This window comes from Sphingomonas sp. (genome assembly GCF_025353885.1).
Classification (GTDB): Bacteria; Pseudomonadota; Alphaproteobacteria; order Sphingomonadales; family Sphingomonadaceae; genus Sphingomonas_O.
The window spans coordinates 1-19,842 of sequence record NZ_JANXNX010000070.1; the positions used below are offsets into that span (position 1 = coordinate 1).

Consider the following 19,842-nt stretch of genomic DNA (forward strand, 5'->3'; position numbering starts at 1 on the left):
CCGTCGCCCCGAGAACGACCGTGATCAACGGCGTCAGGATCGCAACAACCCGACTCAGTCGAACCTTCACGTCGCGGTCGAGAACATCGCCAAGGCGGCTCAGCATCATCCCCAGCTCTGAACTTTCCTCGCCCGTCCGCACGAAGCCGATGGCGATGTCGGGAACGATCCGCGCGGCGGCCAGCGGCCCGGCCAGGCCATCGCCCTCGCGGATACCATCGGCGATCCTGGACATTGCGGCGTTCATGTATCGGTTTCGGATCGTGCGCTGTGCCAGCGTAACCGCGGTCGGCAGCGAAACCTGTCCTTCGACGAGCGCGCCAAGTGTGCGCGCAAAGCGTGCGGTATCCAGCCGCCGCAAGAGGGCACCGAGTTGCGGAACGTTCAGGATAAGCCGGTCGAACGCAAGTCGCACAGTCGGCCGAGCAAATGCAAACCGCAAGCCGATCCCGATCGCCGCAAGACCCAGCAGCAGGATCAGGCCGTTGGCACGCAACGCGCTGCTGGCCCACATGACCCACTGTGACGCAGCGGGCAGTTGCGTCATGTTTTTGCTCATGAGTGCTTCGAACTGCGGCACCACCACCAGCAGCATCAGCATGACGACCCCGACCGCAATGATCAGGAGCGCAATGGGATAGATCATCGACGTGATGACCAGACGTCGCAGTTCGGCCGCCTGTTCCAGCATTTCGGCCAGCCGCGTCAGGCTTTCGGACAGTTTTCCGCTCGCCTCCCCCGCCTCGGTCATCGCGACCGCCGTCGGCGTCAAAAGGTCGGGTGCCTTGGCAAACGCGCCCGAGAGCGGCTGCCCCTCGCGCACGGCAACAAGCAGGGGTTCGAACTTTTCTCCCAGCGACTTGGGCTCGATGTTGCCGATCGCCAGTGCCAGCGCGCGGTCCAGCGGAAGTCCTGCGCGCAACAGCACCGCCAACTCACCGATCATCAGCGCCGATGCGGCGTTGGCCGCGGCCTTGGGCGCCGAGCCACGCGCTTTGGTGCTTACCGCGCTCGGCTGAACATCGACCAGTATGCCGCCCATCCCGCGCAAGGTCCCGACCGCCTGCGTCATGTCGGCGGCGTTAACTGACCCCCGCCGTGACGAGCCGTCGGGCATGATCGCGCGATATTGAAAAGCGGGCACGCTCAGTCCTCGCTCACGACACGAAGCACTTCCTCGACCGAGGTCAGGCCCTGGGTCGCGCGCATCAATCCGTCATTCAGTAGCGATCGCATCGACTTGCGAGCGGCCGCCTCCGCGATTTCGCGCATGTTCGACCCGGTCAGTATCAAACCGGCAATCTCTGCATCGACGATCAACAATTCGAATATCGCGACGCGCCCGGTATATCCGTTATTGCTGCAATGCTCGCAGCCCACGGCCCGGAACAACGTGTCCGGCAGGGCCAGGCCTGCGCGCGCAAACAGCGGTCCCAAGGCGGCATCGGCGGCTTGTTCCTCGCGACATGAGGGACACAGGCGGCGGACGAGCCGTTGCGCCACGACCGCGGTCAGCACCGAACTGAGCAGCAGCGGCTCGACGCCCATGTCAAGCAACCGCGTCACCGCGCCGGGAGCTGTGTTGGTATGCAGAGTGGACAGGATCATATGGCCGGTCAGCGCCGCTTGCACCGCGATTTCGGCGGTTTCGCTGTCGCGGATTTCGCCCACCATCATCACATCGGGATCCTGGCGCAGGAACGAACGTAACGCGGCGCCGAAGGTAAAGCCGATCGCCGGATTAACCTGTGTCTGAATGACGCCTGGCAAGCGATATTCGATGGGATCCTCGACGGTCAGTAATTTGCGCTCGCGCTTGTTCAACTCGGCAAGCGCTGCATATAACGTCGTCGTCTTGCCGCTGCCGGTCGGGCCGGTAACAAGCACAATGCCATGCGGTGTGTTAATCGCCGCGCGCAAATGCGTCGTCAAATCCTCCGAGAACCCCAGAGCATCGAAATCCAGCGCGAGTTTCGATCGGTCCAGAATACGCATCACAACGCTTTCGCCGTGGATCGAGGGCGCCGTTGCAACCCGCAGGTCGATCTCGTGTCCCCGCACAGCCAGTCGCAGGCGACCGTCCTGCGGCAGGCGACGTTCGGCAATGTTCAGGCCCGCCATGATCTTGATACGCGAGACGATCGACGCGCGCATCGCAGCAGGCAGCGGCGGCATGTCGCGAAGCATGCCATCGATGCGAAAACGGATCGCAAGGCTGTCGTCTGTCGGCTCGACGTGAATGTCCGAAGCGCGCGCGTCGGTCGCCATCGCTATCATCCGATTGACCGCGCGGATGACCGGGGCATCGCTGACGAGGTCTTTCAGCCGCTCGAGATCCTCACCCTCGACCTGCGGGTCGCTCTCCGCTTCTTGCGTGCCGGTGCGATACAATCTCTCGATAACGACGTCGATATCGCTCGCGCGGCCGACGACGAGCCGGACCGGCACACCGAACATGAATACCATCGATCGTTTAACGAAATTGTCGAACGGATTGACGACCGCGACGACCGCCACTTCGCTCGTTCTTGCAACCGGTACACATCTCATATCATGCAAAAAACCGATCGATAGATCGACGTTACCCACCGCGACTGCCGGATATTCGCTGAGGCCGATTGTCGGCAAACCACTTGCTTCGGCGATCAGGTCTGCCAAGCTGGCCTCGGTCAGCAAGCCGAGCCGGGTAAGGACACTATCTAGCCGCTCGCCGCTGCCGCGTTGCACGAGCAACGCGCGGTCCAATGCCTCGTCTGTCAGCACGCTTCGTGTGCGAAGGACATCCTCAAGCGATATCGGACGGTCGGTGCCGTCACCTGACGCAATGCCATTCCGGGTATCTTGCCTGCGGACGACGGCAAGATTGTCCACAGCAAAATCCTCCAAAAAACAATCGCGCCCTCGTTGCATGAGCGAACGATCGGCGCGTCAACAAGATCTTGCTGGATGCCTGAGCCTCACCCCGCTCGCTAGGCTTTAAATACTACAGATATATTTCGGTTCGATGTCAAACCTATTAAAGGTCTGCGACAATGAAGCAAACTATGGTCCATCGGATCATTCCGTGGTTTAAGGATTAATCATAAATGTGTCACCAACATGTTTTAGCAAACGGTTGTCGATGAAGTCGATTCGTCGTCGGGTAACAGTAAAGTCTCCAATAATTATTGCTGTTATGTTTCAGTTTTGTGAAAAATTGAATGGTAGCTGCTGTTTGTTACGGGTACGCTCTCAACAGGCGGGTGATTCAATCAAGTCCAATAGTTAAAGACTGGTTTGCGCCAGTTGCAACGATTTGAGCCATGCTTTTATAACAATTAAGGAAGAACGCCATGAAGAACTTCAAGACAGTGCTGCTTGCAGCCACAATGATTGCGGGCGTCGCATCGCCTGCTTATGCGCAATTCGCATTCCCCACAGTCGAACTCGACGGCGTCGGCGCTTCGACCGTTGCTGACATCAACGTCAAGGTGCAGAACTGCATCGGTGTCAACAAGGATCTGGGCAAGAGCGACAACACAACTTCGACACCTGCATTTTCTGATTATTCGCCCACAACTCCAGCCGCTACCAATCCATCGCTGATCTGCAGCGCTGGCGATGACGTCTACAATGCAGGCTCCACCACCTACACCAGTCTTTACGTCAGCACAGGTTCGGGCTTCGGCAAGGACATGTGGCGCAAATTCGCCAACCGTTTCGACGGAACAGCCGGCAAGATTTTCCCGACGACGGGCACTTTCGCTGGTGTGACGCCTTGGACTAACCTGCAGTATGCTCTGTCGGAATCGCCCGTCATCACCACTGATCTGACTGACTATGCCGCACCCGGCCAAGCTTTCGACAACGCCGGTCCAGCCATCCAGTTTCCGCTGTATGTCGTTCCTGTAACGATGGCTTATAACCAGTCCTACGGCAAGAACGCCGGCGGTCAGGTCATGAACTTCAACAACAAATATCCAGTCACCGTGAACGGTGTTTCTGCTGGTGGTATCAAGTTGAAGAAAGCGACTTATTGCGCGATCTGGAATGGTACGATCACCAACTGGAACGACACGACGGCGATTTTCGGCATCCAGGCTCTCAACGGCAACCAGCCGCTGTTCGATCCGATCACCGACAACTCCACACGTTGGGCCGCTGACGGTGCTCCAATCCGCCTCGTCGGTCGCGCTGACAAGTCGGGTGCTACCGACGTGTTCACGCGTGCCTTGGCAGCTCAGTGCTCGGGTGTTGTTGGTAACAAGTTCCTTAATTCGGCTGAATCACTGCCGTTCGACTATGCTGCAAGCGGCAATGTCGATGCGACGCAACTGAATGGCAGCTCGAACTACAAGAACATCGCCTACAGTGCAGCTAAGTTTGCCGGTTCGGTGAACGCTGTTAGCACCTTCGGCTGGGACAAGAATGGCGTCTCATGCCTGATTTCGGCTGTCACAAGCGGCGTTTGCGCCGCCGGTGCTGTCGCAAACACACCTGGTCTGATCATGATTGCCGACGGTTCGGGCAACGTTGAAAAGGCGATCAAAGCCAGCACCGGCACCGCATTGGTGCCAGTGAACGGCGCGCAGTTGGACGGTAAACTGGGCTACATCGGTGCCGACTTCATTGCACCAACCCCTGGCAAGACCCTGTTTGCTGCACAGCTTCAGGTTGGCACGGGCGCAGCCTATGCCTTCCCGACTGCTTTGAACGCGAACGCTGCTTTCGGCACCGTGTTTGCACCACAGTCGATCGCAGGATCGGGCGCTTACAACACGACCGACGCTCGCCAAGTCTGGAAGGACCTTACGGATACGTCGGCGACTTATGACGCCTCGAAGATCGAGACCGTCGACCGTACGAAGCCAGCGCATTGGGTCAACATTCTTTATCCTGCGCCTTTTGATGCCGCCGGTAACTCCGTCGCCGTCAAGACCCTCGCCAACCCAGCTGCCGGTTATCCGGTGACGGGCGTTTCCAGCCTGCTGACTTACACTTGCTTCAGCTCGAAGGCGAAGGTCCACGGTATTGCCAACTTCGTCGGTTATCTGACCGGTAAAGTCGTCAAGAAGAATGCAGCTGGCGGAACACCTTCGTCGATCTCGCTCAGTGCCAACACGTTCTCCGGCACAGCCGCTGCAACGCTCGGTGTCCTGACGAAGGCTAACATCACCACGATCCCTGCCGGCTGGCGCACAGCTGTCACGGAAACCTTCCTGCAGAAGAAGACCGGCGCTCTCGGTGCTCTGAACCTCTGGATCCAGAGCGCTCAGCCAGCATTGGCCAGTGGTACAGGTGCCACGTCGATCACGACGATCGATGCGGTAAACAACCCAAATTGCGCGGGCAAGACAGGCGCATAAGCGACTGACTAGTCTGAAGCAAAACGTTCGTACAAAGGCGGCCCCGGAGAAATCCGGGGCCGTTTTTATTGCAGGATCATCCGGTCGCCTTCGATCATGACCGAGGCAAGATGCGAGAGCCAGCTTTGGCCAAGAAGTGAAACACTCAAACCTTCGCGCGCGACGACGGCCGGTGCGGCCGTAACGCCGGTTCCGCCGACTTGCATCGATGCTAGTATCACGCGATCGAGAGTTCGACGCCCCCCTACTGTCTCTGCATCAACTGCGCCGCCATCACCTGCCGGTGTCACGTTCGCTCGCCGCGCATCACTTGCAGTCAAGACCACCATCGATGCTCCGGTATCGACGACAAACCGCACCGGCTCACCATTTATGGCACCGTCAACGTAGAAGAGACCATCGGGAGCGCGCCATATCTCGAGGCGATGATCAGCGACCGGGGACGATAATGCGACTTTCGGCGACAAAGCCTGGGTCGAAGCCAGCCACAACGGGGGCGCCGTTTCGGCCTCCGAGGGTTTACCCGGTAGCCCGCACGTCGCTTGCACAACTGCGACCGGCAGCGCCATTGGCGGCGCAATGGACACGATCATTACAAGGGGCAACCACAGGAACATTCCCCGAAACTCTCCGTATAGCGGAGGTCCGGGATAGAGGGGCGTCCCTCAAATCGTCGTGCATGGGCGCAGTTAATGGCTCATTTACGACGATTATTGCGGGCAGTTGGGATCCTTGTTCTCCGGATCCTGGCAGCGGTCGCCGCCGGCATAGCCGAGGATGTCGACAGATATCATCGATCGGAGGTCTTCCATGACACCCTTCGGCTGGCTGTTCTTGATGATTGCCGCCAAAGCCGACCCCGCTGATGCCGGAACCGCAGGAGCAGCCGTGATCGCTGATGACGGCACGCCCGAGACGGTGCCACCTGCGGTAAAGTTATCGGCATTGGCCACGCGCGCAGCCGCCACGAAAACGTCACCCGATGCGCGAACGCCGGCGTCACCGGCATCGACTTCACCAACGGGCGCGATCAAGATAATCCGCGAATTCGGATCGGTCGGCTTTTGCTTGAACGCCCCGATCCCTGCACCGACGATCCCGCCCGCGGTATCGACGACAGCAGCGCCGTTCAGGTCAAACTTGACGGTCACTGGCGGGAAGTTAGCCGCGGTTTTTGGCCCCTGCCCTGCATTCAGGTCGCCGTTTGATGACCAGGCGGTGATATCACCGGTCGACACGGTGAACATCCGACTTTGATTCAGGCGGAGATCGCCGTCGCTGAAATAGCGAATATCTCCACTGCGCAACGTCAACAGGCCTTCATAGCCCGAGGGAATGGACTTGATAAAACTGGGGACCGTTACCAATCCGCCGAGTTCGATAAGATTGCTTGGGACGAGGTTCAGGCGGAAACGAGAACTGCGGCGGTTGGGCTGTTCAGATGTACGCACCACGGACCCTGCCAGGAAATCACCTCCAGGTGCCAGGATGGTCACATCCCCTCCCCGCAAGGTTTCAATCGCTGCAAAACGCAAATCGGCGTTCCCGGTAATCTTGCGCGCGGCAACCACCGGCTCGCCATTCTCGATCCTCCGGCGTGGCACGCCAAGCGGATGATCGGCGTTGATCGTCGACGGATCGGTATCATAGGCGGCCAGATTATCGGTGTAGCCGAGGCGCGTTGGGAACAGCGCCTCGATCGCACGATAGCCACGGATATACTGCTGATACGAGGGGCTTTTGGGCTGTGACACCTGCTCGAGTTCGTTGAAATACAATTTCTTGACCAGGAACGGCTGCTGGTTCTTGGCCGATAATGTGCTGAAGGCATCGTACAGCGCCTGGACTTTGCCATAGGCTGCCGTCGCCAACGCAGCATTGTCGACAAACGTTGCGCCGCCGAAGACCGATTTGAACAATTCGGGCGCATTGTCCCGCAGCCAGTCGGCAAGGATTGGCGCGTAGATCGGCCTTGTCCGGTCGGGCCGCAGGTTCTTTTGCGCATCCGCCATCTGCTCGAACAGATCGCCATCAAGTTTCGCGCTGTTGGCTGGGTTCAAATAGGTTTCGCGCAGTCCGACATAGTCGATCCCCGGCTTGACACCTACGAGGACATTCAGGTCAGCCCCCTGCGCTGGCAGCCATGGGTTATAGTCATTGCCAACAGTCAGGATGCCACCGGGGTAGGTAACATCGACCTTGTTCAGGTTGGCGTCGGTCCCTTCGATGATCGCCGACGTTACGAACGGCCCCAGATCACGACCCGCTTCCACGCTGAGGGTGCCCGAACCACCGACATAAATGCCGTTTGCGCCGAAGAATGGAAGCGGCACGATGCCGGACCCCGTCAGGCTGTTCGTGGTCGCCATAATATCGCGACCCGCAACCACGCGCGTCAGGTCGGTCGGATGAACATTCTGCACCACGATATAGCTATCGACGATATCGACGCCGGCAATGATCGACGACTGTTTGGCGATGTTGATCGAGGTGTTGGTGATCGACCCGTCAGAGAAGATGCGGGCCGTGCCGAAATCGTCCAGATGCGTGATGTTGTTGTTGTGCTGCTGTCGTCGGGTCAGTTCGGAGATCGTATCGTTCACGCCGGGGAAACTATCGATACCTCGAACCGTGCTTCCGGCGGAAAACACCGTCCCGATCAGAAGCGAAGGATCGAAATCCAGCATGCCCAGCGCAAAATTGCCGACACTGTCGGCCGACAAGATCGAAAGTTCCCCGTATCGCGAAGGGAACAGGGTGGTAGCGTTTGCAAAACGTGAATTGAACGAAACGCCGGACAATAACGACGTCAGCGCGAGCGACGGCGGTGCCAGCAGCTGAGCGCTGTAGGTAATTTTGCCGAAAGACGCGACATCAAATGCCGTGATCGCGCTGAAGAGCCCCGCGGTCGACCCCAGTGCTGACTGCTCCACCGACGAACCACGCGCCAATCCAGCCGCGCCGATATTAGTTACATCAGAGCGCGCCCGCACAACGACAGTGGCGTTTTCGAGCCTGAAATTCGCGTCGCGCAAAGGGCTGGTCTTGCCGCTGATGGGGTAAAAAACCGACGGCACCTCGGTAAGGGCGTTGCCGATATTAACCCGCGCCTGGCCCGACGTTATATCGAAGGTGCCAGCGACAAGATCGTGACCGACGTTCATCGTCAGGTTGCCAGATCCATAGGTTATCAGGGCGTTGGACTTGGCAAATGCCTCCGTCGTGACGGTGGTGAGGCTGGTGTCGAGCGCAACCGTAAGGTTGCTCACGTCGTTTCCGGCGGAAATCGAGACATTGCCGCCAGCGAGTGCGCCGACCCCTGACGAGAAATATTGCGGGGAAATGCCTAATTCGGTAAATTGCCCAATACTCCCCGTACGCCACGCCTGCGCGCTGGTGCCGACCCCGGTTCGCCCAAAGCTACGGGCGCTTGCATTTACAAGGACGATGTCGAGGTCAGAGTCGACGCTTTGGCCAACCTTGCCGTTCCAATCGTCGGCGCGCGACAGCACGTCGTGACCGGCGGCAAGGATGACGTCGCCGCCATCATGTGCCAGCGTCGCCGCGCGATTGCTCGACCCAAACGGAGATGTTCCGCTGTTCGGGTCATCGGCTTTGGGCTTCAGGAGCTCACTCGTCAGCGCAACGTTCGTGTATCGTCCGTCGGCGAACAAACCTCCGACAGAGGCATTTGCGGCCAGTCGTTGACCAGCTGTATAAACCGAGGTCCCGCCTACTTGTGCGCCTTCGAGTGAAGATGCCGCCACGACAAGTCCGCTGTTGGCCCGGTATGTTATGTTCGTGCTGCCACGAAGGTCGATGTTTCCGGCTGCCGCCAGTGTCAACGCGCCGTCCCCGGTACGCACCTCGGTTTGGACATAGGTCAGGCCGCGATTCTTGAACACCACCGGTGCCGGCAGCGCTTGCTTGGTCGATGTTATCTTACCCGAGTCCACGAGCTTCAGATAGTCGCCCTTGGTCGCTTCGAGAAAAGCAAGCACTTCACTCAGCGGAGCGATAACGCCTGTCCGCGCACCTTTGGGTCCAACGAATGCTCGACCCACGAAAAACTTCTGCCCGGGTGTATCTGGCTGAACCAGGCCGTTGGCAAAAGCATTACTGCCCTGACTGGGCACGCCCCAATTCAGGACGGTGTAGGAGTTCGGATCAAGAGCATCGATGTTGAAGTCGTTCTGGTCGGTCGTCGATGTCAGCGAACCAAGCGAGAAATCGAGGGCATTGGTACCGGCACCGAACTCAACCTCCAAATCACTCCCGGAAATGCTCGATTTACCGACTTTGCCTTCAAGCCGATACTGGGGCCGAACGGGCTGGCCATTGGTTCCAATCACGCCATCGGTAACGCGGATGTCTGCTCCGCTGGTGGCATCGACGTGGTTTGGATTGGCGGACAAGCTGGCGTCGGCACCAGCTACGAGCGTAATATCGCTCGATCGCATGGCTCCGGTGGAAAGAACCGGGAATAATTCAGCATAAGTAAGCGACGCGCCGACGGGCTTGCCTGTCGCAATATCGATCGCGGTGCCGAGCGCAGCCGGGCTGTTGGCTTCCGCCGAATAGGGGGTCGCTACGGTGTCGGGGGAAAGCTGGCTCCCGGTTGTCGCGGTGGCAATCGAGATGCGCACGCTCCGTTCGTTGCGTTCTAGCAAGGAGACCGGGTCGGTGTAGTAATTTGCGACGCTGCTGCAGCTGTTCCCAGAGGCAAGCGATGAGCAAACGGCGGTGACTGCAGGATTGAGCGCCCGGTCGCCGCCACCCATCTGATAATTAGTATAGGCTGCGTCGGACTTGTCGCCGAACACGAAAAACCCATCGTTGATCGATCGGGAGATCACGACGTCGCCACCCGCGCGGAGGTCGATCAGTGGGGCTTCGCCATTGGCTTTGCCACCCACACGATAGAAGAAATTGGCTCCTTTGTATGACGTGTTCGCAACGCCTTCCAGCAAGGCTGCCTCTTTTCCGGTTTTCACGGAATAATAAGGAGAGTTTTTTGTCAGCAAACCATAAGCGTCGGTATGGGTGCCCAGGGGAACGATCAGGTCCATCAACCCGGCATTGTATGCCGCTGTTTCATCGACGATGGCGGCCGCCAGATTCCAGTTGCTGTTCAACGAGATGGCACCCGTTGAAACGAGTTCGACGTCCGGCCGTAACCTTATCCCGGTGAAATCGGTCGTGCCGTCGTTCGCGCTCACACTGAAGTTGCGAATGAAGTGCGATATGGAAGGCAGCCCTGTTGCCGTCACGAAGTCCGACGACAGGAGATTGCTTTGATAGGGAACCGCTGAATTGTAGCCTGCACTAGGATCGAGAATAACATCGCTCCCGACGCCTTTCGAAATTCCGCCCACAGTCCCCGCAAGGGCATTGAGATCGTAACGGCGGACCGCAGCAACCTGAACTTCGTCGGCGCCCACAAAGGCGGTCTTACCCGGCAACGTGATGTTTACCTTGTCGGAGCCTGCGCCAATGAGGGGGGCCCGTAAAGTGATGACCCCGCCCCGGTCCGCCTCGACGAAGCGATACACAGTCCGGTCGGCGAGCGTTCCGGGCTCCTTTGCCACTTCGGCGACATAACGTCCGGTATCCTTGGCATATCCGGCGGCCACATTCGCCTGCGTCCGCGTCGCGCTGACGTCGATAACCGCGCCGGAGGCAATGGATATAGCCGCGCCTAGGCTGTCGCCGATACCGATCGTCACGTCACCGGCGCGCGCAGAGCGCGGGTCGAGCGCTGCATAGCCTGAGGTATGGGCATCCAGTCGCGCAGTGGCCGCGAGCGAAACCCCGGAATGGCCATAGAGTTCGATCTTGCCACCGGCAACGCGTGCCTTGGTGGCATCGGCCAGCGCCATGCTGCTGACGTCTAGGCCTGCGGTGACAATTTGTCCTGCCACCGTAACGGCCCCACCGTCGGCCGTCAGGTTGACACTCTCGGCCTTCAAGATCAGCTTTTCCCCTATGGCCAAGTCGCCCGTGCTTGACCGCACGACGAAATCACCACCGAATAACCCTCCATAGTTGGTTATAAACCTACTCAGGTCGAAGGCTGATTTTCCTGAATCAAACTTGAAATCACCTAACCGATCGCCGGTGACGCCGGGGTTGAACACAGCATCGAAAGCGATGATCCCGCCATCCGCGGCTCGGCTGTCGATCGTTCCGCGGCTTGCAACCAAGTTAATGGCACCCGCCGCCCCTTTCAGTACGTCACCCTTTCCTGCCGCATCTTTCCCGCTGTCCGAAATCAGGGTGCTATAAGTTGCGACCCCATCCCTGACACCCTCCACGAAGGCGATATTGCCGGTCTGTGCGATAAGATTGATCGCGCCACCAGGAGCCGCCACGACAACGCGGTCGAGATCGTCGCCAAAGGCCTTGGTGAACCCTGGCGTTGCAATCGTCGCCGACCCCAGAATATTTATGTTACGCTCTGCAACCAGGTCGATCGTACCTGCCGAAGCAACAAGGAGTGCGTCTTTCACCGACACGTCCAGCACATGATCTGCAACAAGAGTCCGCGCGTCGGATCTGCTTGTGGAAAGCCGGGCGCCTGGAGCACGGTTGCCCGTAAGTGCGGCAAGCGTCGGTACCAAAGCTGCATCGGGAGCTGAAATGCTGATCCCCGCATTCGAAGCCAGCACAAAGTCAGGATGGAAGGCTTGTTTCCGAGGGTCGGCAAAAGCGGAACGATCGGCGATGAATGGCGTGGCCAGACTGAGCGAAGCATTCCCGACGTCGAGCCGTCCCACGCCCTCGTAATAGATGCCCGTTGCAGCGGAAAGCGCGACCGTGCCGCCAACATTCAGGGTTCGCACGGTGCCGCTGCCAAAAGCGATCTCGCCCCGCGCCGCAATGGCGAGATTGTTCGTGGCGCGCCCGCAGTTGGCGAAGATGCAGGAAACAAGTGCGCTTTCGCTGTTAGAGAGGCGGACGTTGTTTGCAGTAATTACGATGTTGGCTGGCTGGGTCAGGGGTAGCCCGGTAATTGCCGTGATCGAAGGTGCGTCAACTACAAGGTCGTTGAACGCATAAGTCCCGCGCGCAAATTCGATCGCAGCCGGGGAAACCAACGTGACACGCTCCGCCTTGCCAAGCGTCGCAAGCAGTTCGGGCGTGATGAATGTTCCGTTGAATTTGATGGAGTCGCCGCTCAATGCGATTACTCGAGCGTCAAGCTGCGCTGCCGAGGCAATCTTGAAGTTCTGCGAGACTTCTAGCGCCACTGAGTCCCCCGCCAGGGTCGCGTTACCAAGGGTCAGCGCTGCTCCCAGTTTCGTGTTGGCGTCGGCAGCATCGCCGGCCCGTCGGATCAGACGCTCGGGGCCATTGGCGATCCGCACGACTGCGCCAGCACCACTTTGATCACCGACTGCCTTATCACCCGACCGAATGATATAATCCGATGATACAGCGCCGCCCAGGATGCCGGTAGCGCGCAGCACCGCATTGTCTTCGATGACGATCGACGACGTGCCGATCGTGCCGTTGGGAAGCTGATTACCAACTGCAAAGATCAATTCGGGCTTTGAGAGGTTGACACCCGATTTTATGGTCAGCTGATTTGCATCTATACGGAGGTCGGTAGTTCCGTCGGTATTCAACGCGCGCGTGCCGCCAACGAAAAGGCTGACTGCGTTCAATTTATTCAAAGTGCTGTCGAGCAGTGTCAGAGAACCTGCAGTCGCTGCGGTCGCTTGGCCTCCTGGAAGTTCCGGCGCAATAACAATGCTATCGCCCGTAATGTCTACTTCGGTGCCCTTGCCGCCGACGACCGTGGTGTCGAAAAATCCGGCAATCTTCAGTTCGGTCAGCGAGCTCAGGATCAGTCGCGCGGCATCGGTTGGCAAGCGAGAGACCGGCTTTCCGGCGTGCTCAGCCGCTGCCTTGATCGTGGCGGATCCTGAAGTGATTTCAATACGCGATGATTTACCGAAGGTGGCCTGTGACTGGATCGTGAACGAACGCCGGGTCGAGTCACTGAAATCGGTTCCAGCATATATGTAGTTTCCCGCAAGGATCATGCTGCCGTCGCGCAAGGTCGCCGCTTGCCCTTCGGCAGTTGCCGTCTGGCCGACGTTTTCGACCAGTCGAAATGCCCCGGGCAAGAGTGCATAATGCGCCGGAAGCAGCACATAGTCGCCCGCGGGAACGCCCGCGCTACCATCGAGGTGCACACTCAACCCGGCATTGGCGCCGTAGAGATTTGTCGGGCCGTTTGCGCCATAATCAGCAGAATATATCGGATCAAATGGCGCCATCGCGTCGAACTTGCCTTTAGGCATAATCGCATAGACCTGGCGACCGTCGGCATATTGATAGCCAAAGCCCAGCGCGCTGTCATATCGGTTGCTGCTGAAAGCATCTGCGTTGAATCGGTCGAGGACGTCGCGCGATCCGCCGACTCCCGAAACGAATTCATAGGCAAAGATGTCACCACCTCCCTTGAGGTCGACGGTGGCTCCTGCAGCCACATTTATCGTGCCACCTGCCATCGTCAACTGGCTGTTGGGCACCGTCGTGATCGGCGTATTCGAATAAGGTGCGAAGAAATACTCTTTGAGGTCGAGTGTCGTCCCATAGGGCACCGAAACGCCACCGCCGGCAACGGTGGTCAGGCTCCCTGCGCCAAACGTCAATGAGCGCGTCGGCGGCAGCGTGACTGGCGTAAAATTGGTATCATAAGCAAGTTCGCTTTTGCTGGTGCCAATCTCCAGCCGCCCGATTGGCGCTGCAAGATGGCCGTTCTGGACAATGTCCTGCGCTTCCACCCTGAGGTACGATCCGGCCGACAATGGAACCGTACGATCGATATAGGTCCCGCCAAAGGTGATGCTGTGAAATCCGTCGGCCTTGATCAAATAGGGCGCATAGACGGCGGCGGCCGCCTTGCCCGCCTTTTCGGCCTCGAGAAATGCCTGGAGGTTGCCGGTTCCAGTTGTTGCATAAGTGCGCGCCGCATCGAAAAGAATATCGCCGTAGCTGCGAAGCTCGCCATTCAACGCGGCAGTGCCGTTCATGGTCGCGATTTGGACAGGGGTCCGCGCGTCGACACCGATAAAGCGGATGTCCCCGGGCGTCGAGAACGCGACCTTGCCAATCGTGCTGTCGAACTGCGTCGACCCGAGAAAATCGATTCCAAGGCCGCCGGCATTGAATGAGACGCTCGCCGAACCAGCGGGCAGGAACCTTAACGCAACGGCTCCGGTTGCGAGGCCTTCGAAGCGGATATAAGGAGCGGAAATCCTGGCGTTCGCTGCGGCGGTCGCGGACAGTGTCGCGAAATCGCCAGTTTTTTGCGCACCGGAATAGGTCACATTGCCCGTCGCGATGAACGCCTTGTCGAGTTTCAGGCCGAAGGTGCCGTCAAAAACCGCCCCATTTCGCACGATCAACGTGTCGAAACCCGAAGCGGAAATAGCATCGGCATAGAGCGCGTTGTCAACGGACGTGCCGGAATCGATGGCGCGGATTGTCGGTCGCAGCCATTCCAGCGTGCCACCAAGAGCCTGCGGCGTCGCCAAGCTCAGGTTGATGATCCCCGATTGAGCAAAGGTGCCGCCATCGTCGGCATAGCCACCGAATGCATTTACCAACGCGCCTGAAAGCGTGCCTCCCGCCAGCGCTGCCAGCTGTCCGCCGTTGCTCCATTCGTCATGCGCGAGATAACCCTGTGACGGCACGAACACATCGAACGTTGCACGCGTACCGCTGAGGTCCACTATTGCGCCTGGCATGGCATTGAACGAACGTCCGACAAGGGAAATCGGAGAGCCAGTTTCGTCCCCGATCGGCGATGCCGTGGAAATCGATCCACCGGCAATGATCCGGCCTGTTCGAAGCTGTGTGACCGCCCCCGATACTGTGTCACGAACGTATCGCGCACGTGGATCGTACAATGCCGTTCCGGAAAGATCTGTCACGCTCCCTGCGCGCAATTCGATGCCGGTTGCTTCGTCACCGACACCACGAAGCACCACCAGCCGCTCGTTATTGGCAGCCTTTGAAATCGTGAAAAGTTGCGCGTTGGTCAGTAGCTTTCCCGTAACGGGATCGGTCACATTTGCCGCATTGAGCGCGCTCTCGACATACTGGCCGTTGACCACAGGCCCACCGAGCGCGTCCGAAAGTGAGGTTGCGAACAAGGTCTTGGGGGCATTGATGCGCGCCAACTCGAGCTGTCGGATTGAACCGCCCGGAAGCGAGATAACACCGGCATTGACCAGCTTGGTCGCTACGATCGAAGCATTCGCAGCCCCGGTGATCGTGCCCCCTTTTTCGACGACGAGTTCGGAAAGTCCGCTAATCTTCAGCGAAACCGATTTGCGATCGAACGCCGCCTGGCTCGACGGCGCGGCGGGCTTGAGGGCGGCCAGTGACCGCAGCGACCCGCCGGTGGCAAAGCCCAGCAGGGCTTCAACATCCTGGCGCGCAGTAATGACCGGAAAGAGCGTCTGGGTCAGGTCGAGCGTCTCGCCCGAGCGCACCACAAACGAAGTCACCTTGGCAAACGCACTGTTTAGGTTGGTCCCGTTGGCAAACAGCTTGGGGACTATCACCGAGCGATTGCTGGTAAGATCAAGCCCGCCAAACCCGGTCTTGCCAAGGAAGTCGAGACCGATCTGCGTGGCGCCGACACGTGGCGCATCCGACCCGAACACAATGTCCGGACTGACGAGTGTGAAAACGCCACTTCCAGCAAAACCGAATGCCGAAATTGTCCCGTCGGCAATCGACACATGTGACCGCGCGACGTCAGGAACCAATCCTGCCACGAGCGCCTGGCTGTATCCCGGGAACGCTTCTGGTGCGAGCGTGGTGAAGCCAACCGTCTGGTTGGTCCCATACAGCCCCTGATCGCCCTTGCGACTGTCGATCGGAGGGGAAACCGAATTGCGTTCCGACCTGACACCCGACGCATAATTGGTGGCGTTCACGAACGCGACATCACCACCCTTACCGGTCAGGTCGATCGATCGATCGCCCCGGACATAGCCGCCCGCAGAGACATCGATTTGCGCCGACGCGTTTACATCGATGCTGCCGCTTAGATCGGCTGCAGACTGCGCGGTCGCACGGGTTGCGCCCAAAGCGCTGAATATATTGGGAGCAACCGTAAATTTGACCGAGCCGCCATTGATCCAGGCCTTGCCCAGGCTCGTATTTCCTTCGAGATATTCATTGACCCAAAGGCCCGCCGCCGAAACACTTCCATTCACCGTGATATCCGCAATCGACGGCAGCACAGCGCCAACGCCGTAAACGCTGGCAATATTGTCATCCGTGCGGAACGGGTTGCCCCCAAGGTTGACGACGCCGCCATCTCTTACGCCGGTATTCGTTGTTGCGATGTTGATCGCGCCGGATGGCGCGTAGATACTGCCGTCGATGCGCACCGAGCGTCCGGCCGTCACAGTGAGCTGGCCGCCTGGAGCCAGAGTAAGGCTACTTGAACCAGTCAACGAAACAATGTCGAGCGCGGTTTTACCATTCGCGCGCTGTTCGGGAGTCAGCCACAAATTGATTGCTGCGACGCTTGAACCAGCGAAGACCACCGCCCCCGACGTGTTGATGGTGAGCGCAGAAAGTCCCGCTGCCGAAAGCATGTCGTCGCTCAACAACGAGGTTGCCATGCCCGCCTTTTCGGTGCCCAACGCGCCGTGGTAGATGACGATGTCACTGCCGCTATCGATCGTGCCCGCGTCCAGTTTGAAAAAACCGCCCGCCGGGGTTTCATTGCCGCTGACCGCCAGGTTGCGGGGATCGCCTGCGAATTTGCCCACGCCGGTTGCGCGCTGCGCGTTTGTCGCCTGACGCTCGCCGGTAAAGGCATTTCCGACAAGGCGTCCCTCGATTGCGCTGGTAGCCGCAGTGATGACCAGCGATCCGGCGTTGCGGCCCTCGTCGTAACCGGCTTCGGACCGCGCCCCGGTCACGATCGGATTACCATAGAGATTCGAGATGCCAAACCGTGGCTGAGTTTCGTTAAACCCCTGGTAAACCGAAACAAAATTGTCGTTAGGGTCCGCGGACGCGATATCCACAATACGTCCATCGCCGGTCACAAGTCTGCTGGTCGAGACGTTTCCGCTATTGTAGCGGATCCATCCACCCGAAAAGTCCAGCGTCGATCCCTTGCCGATCGAAACGTTGCCCAGCGTCGTAAACCCATTCGTGGCGACGGTCGTGGGACTGAGCGCGATCGTCCCGCCCGTCGTCATCAGTTCGGAAACCGTCACGGCGATCTGGCTGGCAAGGCTGCCTGCCTCGAGCAACGGCGAGCCCACCCACCGAACGCCATCGGCGCGCACGCCGCTGCGCCGGATATCGACGGTCAGTGTTGTGCCGTTCAGCGAGAAATCGTCGCCGATCGCGACTTCGCGATAGCCTGGGGTATCACGCAACTCGTTGCGCTTGACCGGTTTGATGGTGATGAGATTGCGCGCCAGATCGACCGCGACATCCTTGAGACCGCTGACGTCGATCGTTGCATTCTGCCCGATTGTGACACTGGTGCCGAACGGCGCAAAATGGTCGCCAGCATAGCCGCGCTCCCCTGACTTCCCGGCGTTGCCCATGGTGACATTGGCGTTTGGCGCATAGATCAGCGCATTGTCGCCGATCGTAAGCCTGGTCGCGACGACGGCTCCGAAGGGGTCGGCAAATAGCGTCTGGTTATTATTACTGGGATCGACTAGCGGCAGGACCGCGCCGATTTCGATCTGCGATCTTTTGAATTTGGTCGGTTCGGCCTCGGACCCTTGCGGAATCGTTTCTCCGGTTTCGTCGGCAAGTATCGTGATCCCGCCCGCCTGAGCCTTGCTGGCCGCCCCGGCAATCGTGACATTGCCGGCGTAAAGCGCGATCTTGCCATTGCGTGACACGCTGGTCGTCGCCGCAAGCAAGCCCTCGTTCACCACGCTCCCGTATTCGGAGGTGACGAGTGAGAGATAACCGCGTTTGGATTCGATCAGGCCATAATTATCGACCCGTCCTGCATCGCCAGCCGTACCGGCAAGTTTTGGATCCCGGGCAATGGCGCGCAAGTACAGCCCGCGCACGTTGGGATCGTCGCTAATCGCTTCGCCGGTCAGCGTCTTGGAGGTGACGAAACGACCGCCAACTAGGCTGACCTGGCCGTCAGACGCTTTGAGCACGCCGTAGTTCTGGACTTTCGGTGCTGCCAGGATGATTGAGCCGCCGGGCGCTGCAGTGATCGATGCGCCGGGGTCGGCAATGACGTCGCCTTCCAACGTCGGGAAAGGAAGCGGCGCGCCCGCCTTGCCCGCAGAGGGACCGCTCGTCGGGACAATGCCTGTCGATATGTTGTAAATGCCGCCCGGGATTGCCGGTGACAGGAACAGCGGCGGCGCTGTTCCACCCTGGCTCGCCGCAGTTGGCAGCGGACCGTTTTGCATGAATGCTATATTTCGAGCAGTCAGTCCAAGGACCTCCACATATTGCGCGGCGCCACCGCCGACGGTGCCATCCCCCGCGATCGTGAATGTTGCGCGCGTCGAATAATTGCCGAGTTCCAACGAGCTGGCCACCAGCGAGCGCAGATTAACTTGCGAGCCCTTGCCGAATATGACGCCGCGACTGTTGAGGATATAAACTTGTCCGTCGGCGGTCAGCTTGCCCAAGATGGTCGTATTACCCAGGAGCGTTGTCGGATTGACCGAGTCGGCGACGCGGTTCACCGCGATCCAGCTGCTTTGACCGACGCCACCCACTTGTTGCTTGAAGTTCAACGTAGTGGTGGCCCCAATGTCGAAACGGTCCCAAGTCAATAAAGCGCGCGATTGGGTCTGAACGATCTCGATCTTGGTATTGGTCGCATCGGCACTCGGCAGGCCGGCACCTTCCCAAGTGGCTTTCCCCGTCGTGTCGTTCGCCGCCTTTGCCGCGATCAGCAGTTCGGCAGATTTCGCCGCATCGCCCGCATTGCCCGTTTGCGCCAGGCGCATCGCCTCACGAATTGCCGCAATCGGATACAGCCCGTTGACCGAAATACCATCGGTTACGGTCGAGCTTCGCGGCCCCGATGCGGCAGCTGCCTGCCGCGTAGCAAGCACATAGTTCCGCATATCGACCGCTTGCTGCTGCGTTGTCTTTTGCGTCTCGAGCGCCTGCCGCATCGTTAGCGAACGCCCGGCAACCACTCCGCCTGCACCGGTCCCGCCCGCCGCCGGAGATGCGGCCGGCCCGCCAACCATCCGGGCAAGCTGAGCGTGCGCCGGGACGGCCAGCAAGGTGGCAACCACTGCGGCCATGCTAGCAGTTCGCAGCAGGCGGGCCCGCACGACCGTGTCACGGAAATTATCGATGACGGGAACGACGAGCATCAGCCAAATCCTTCAGGAAAACCGTATTGCGGCGGTGGGAACCCCCTTCAGACCCGCGAGATATTCATACAATATTGACCATATGTTGCAGTGGAATGGCAGAACCCACAGCGGATGACGCTCAACGC

At 59.2% G+C, this 19,842-nt stretch carries 5 protein-coding genes; 1 reads left to right on the top strand and 4 read right to left on the bottom strand.

The window, feature by feature from the left end:
• The coding region (locus Q0R02_RS07680; protein WP_293882143.1) for a type II secretion system F family protein at positions 1-1,144 on the bottom strand (1,144 nt) is incomplete at its 3' end.
• A gap of 2 nt (positions 1,145-1,146) precedes the next feature.
• The gene (locus tag Q0R02_RS07685; protein ID WP_293882145.1) at positions 1,147-2,871 is read right to left on the bottom strand and encodes a GspE/PulE family protein; all 1,725 of its coding nucleotides are present in this window, start codon (positions 2,869-2,871) and stop codon (positions 1,147-1,149) included.
• A gap of 461 nt (positions 2,872-3,332) precedes the next feature.
• On the opposite strand from Q0R02_RS07685, the gene Q0R02_RS07690 reads away from it, so the two are divergent.
• Positions 3,333-5,345, top strand: coding sequence for a substrate-binding domain-containing protein (locus Q0R02_RS07690; protein ID WP_293882147.1), 2,013 nt, complete (start codon positions 3,333-3,335; stop codon positions 5,343-5,345).
• Between the two features lie 65 nt (positions 5,346-5,410).
• On the opposite strand, the gene Q0R02_RS07695 is transcribed toward Q0R02_RS07690, so the two are convergent.
• Together Q0R02_RS07695 and Q0R02_RS07700 are read right to left on the bottom strand one after the other, a co-directional pair.
• Positions 5,411-5,938, bottom strand: coding sequence for a TIGR02281 family clan AA aspartic protease (locus Q0R02_RS07695; protein ID WP_293882148.1), 528 nt, complete (start codon positions 5,936-5,938; stop codon positions 5,411-5,413).
• 117 nt (positions 5,939-6,055) lie between these two features.
• On the bottom strand, positions 6,056-19,714 hold the full coding sequence (locus Q0R02_RS07700) for a filamentous haemagglutinin family protein (RefSeq protein WP_293882149.1): 13,659 nt from the start codon (positions 19,712-19,714) through the stop codon (positions 6,056-6,058).
• Between the last annotated feature and the right edge of the window lie 128 nt (positions 19,715-19,842).

Bases quoted from the DNA above. Each gene is read 5' to 3' on its own strand.
- Q0R02_RS07700 (WP_293882149.1), bottom strand. From the start codon at position 19,714: ATGCTCGTCGTTCCCGTCATCGATAATTTCCGTGACACGGTCGTGCGG.
- Q0R02_RS07695 (WP_293882148.1), bottom strand. From the start codon at position 5,938: ATGATCGTGTCCATTGCGCCGCCAATGGCGCTGCCGGTCGCAGTTGTG.
- Q0R02_RS07690 (WP_293882147.1), top strand. From the start codon at position 3,333: ATGAAGAACTTCAAGACAGTGCTGCTTGCAGCCACAATGATTGCGGGC.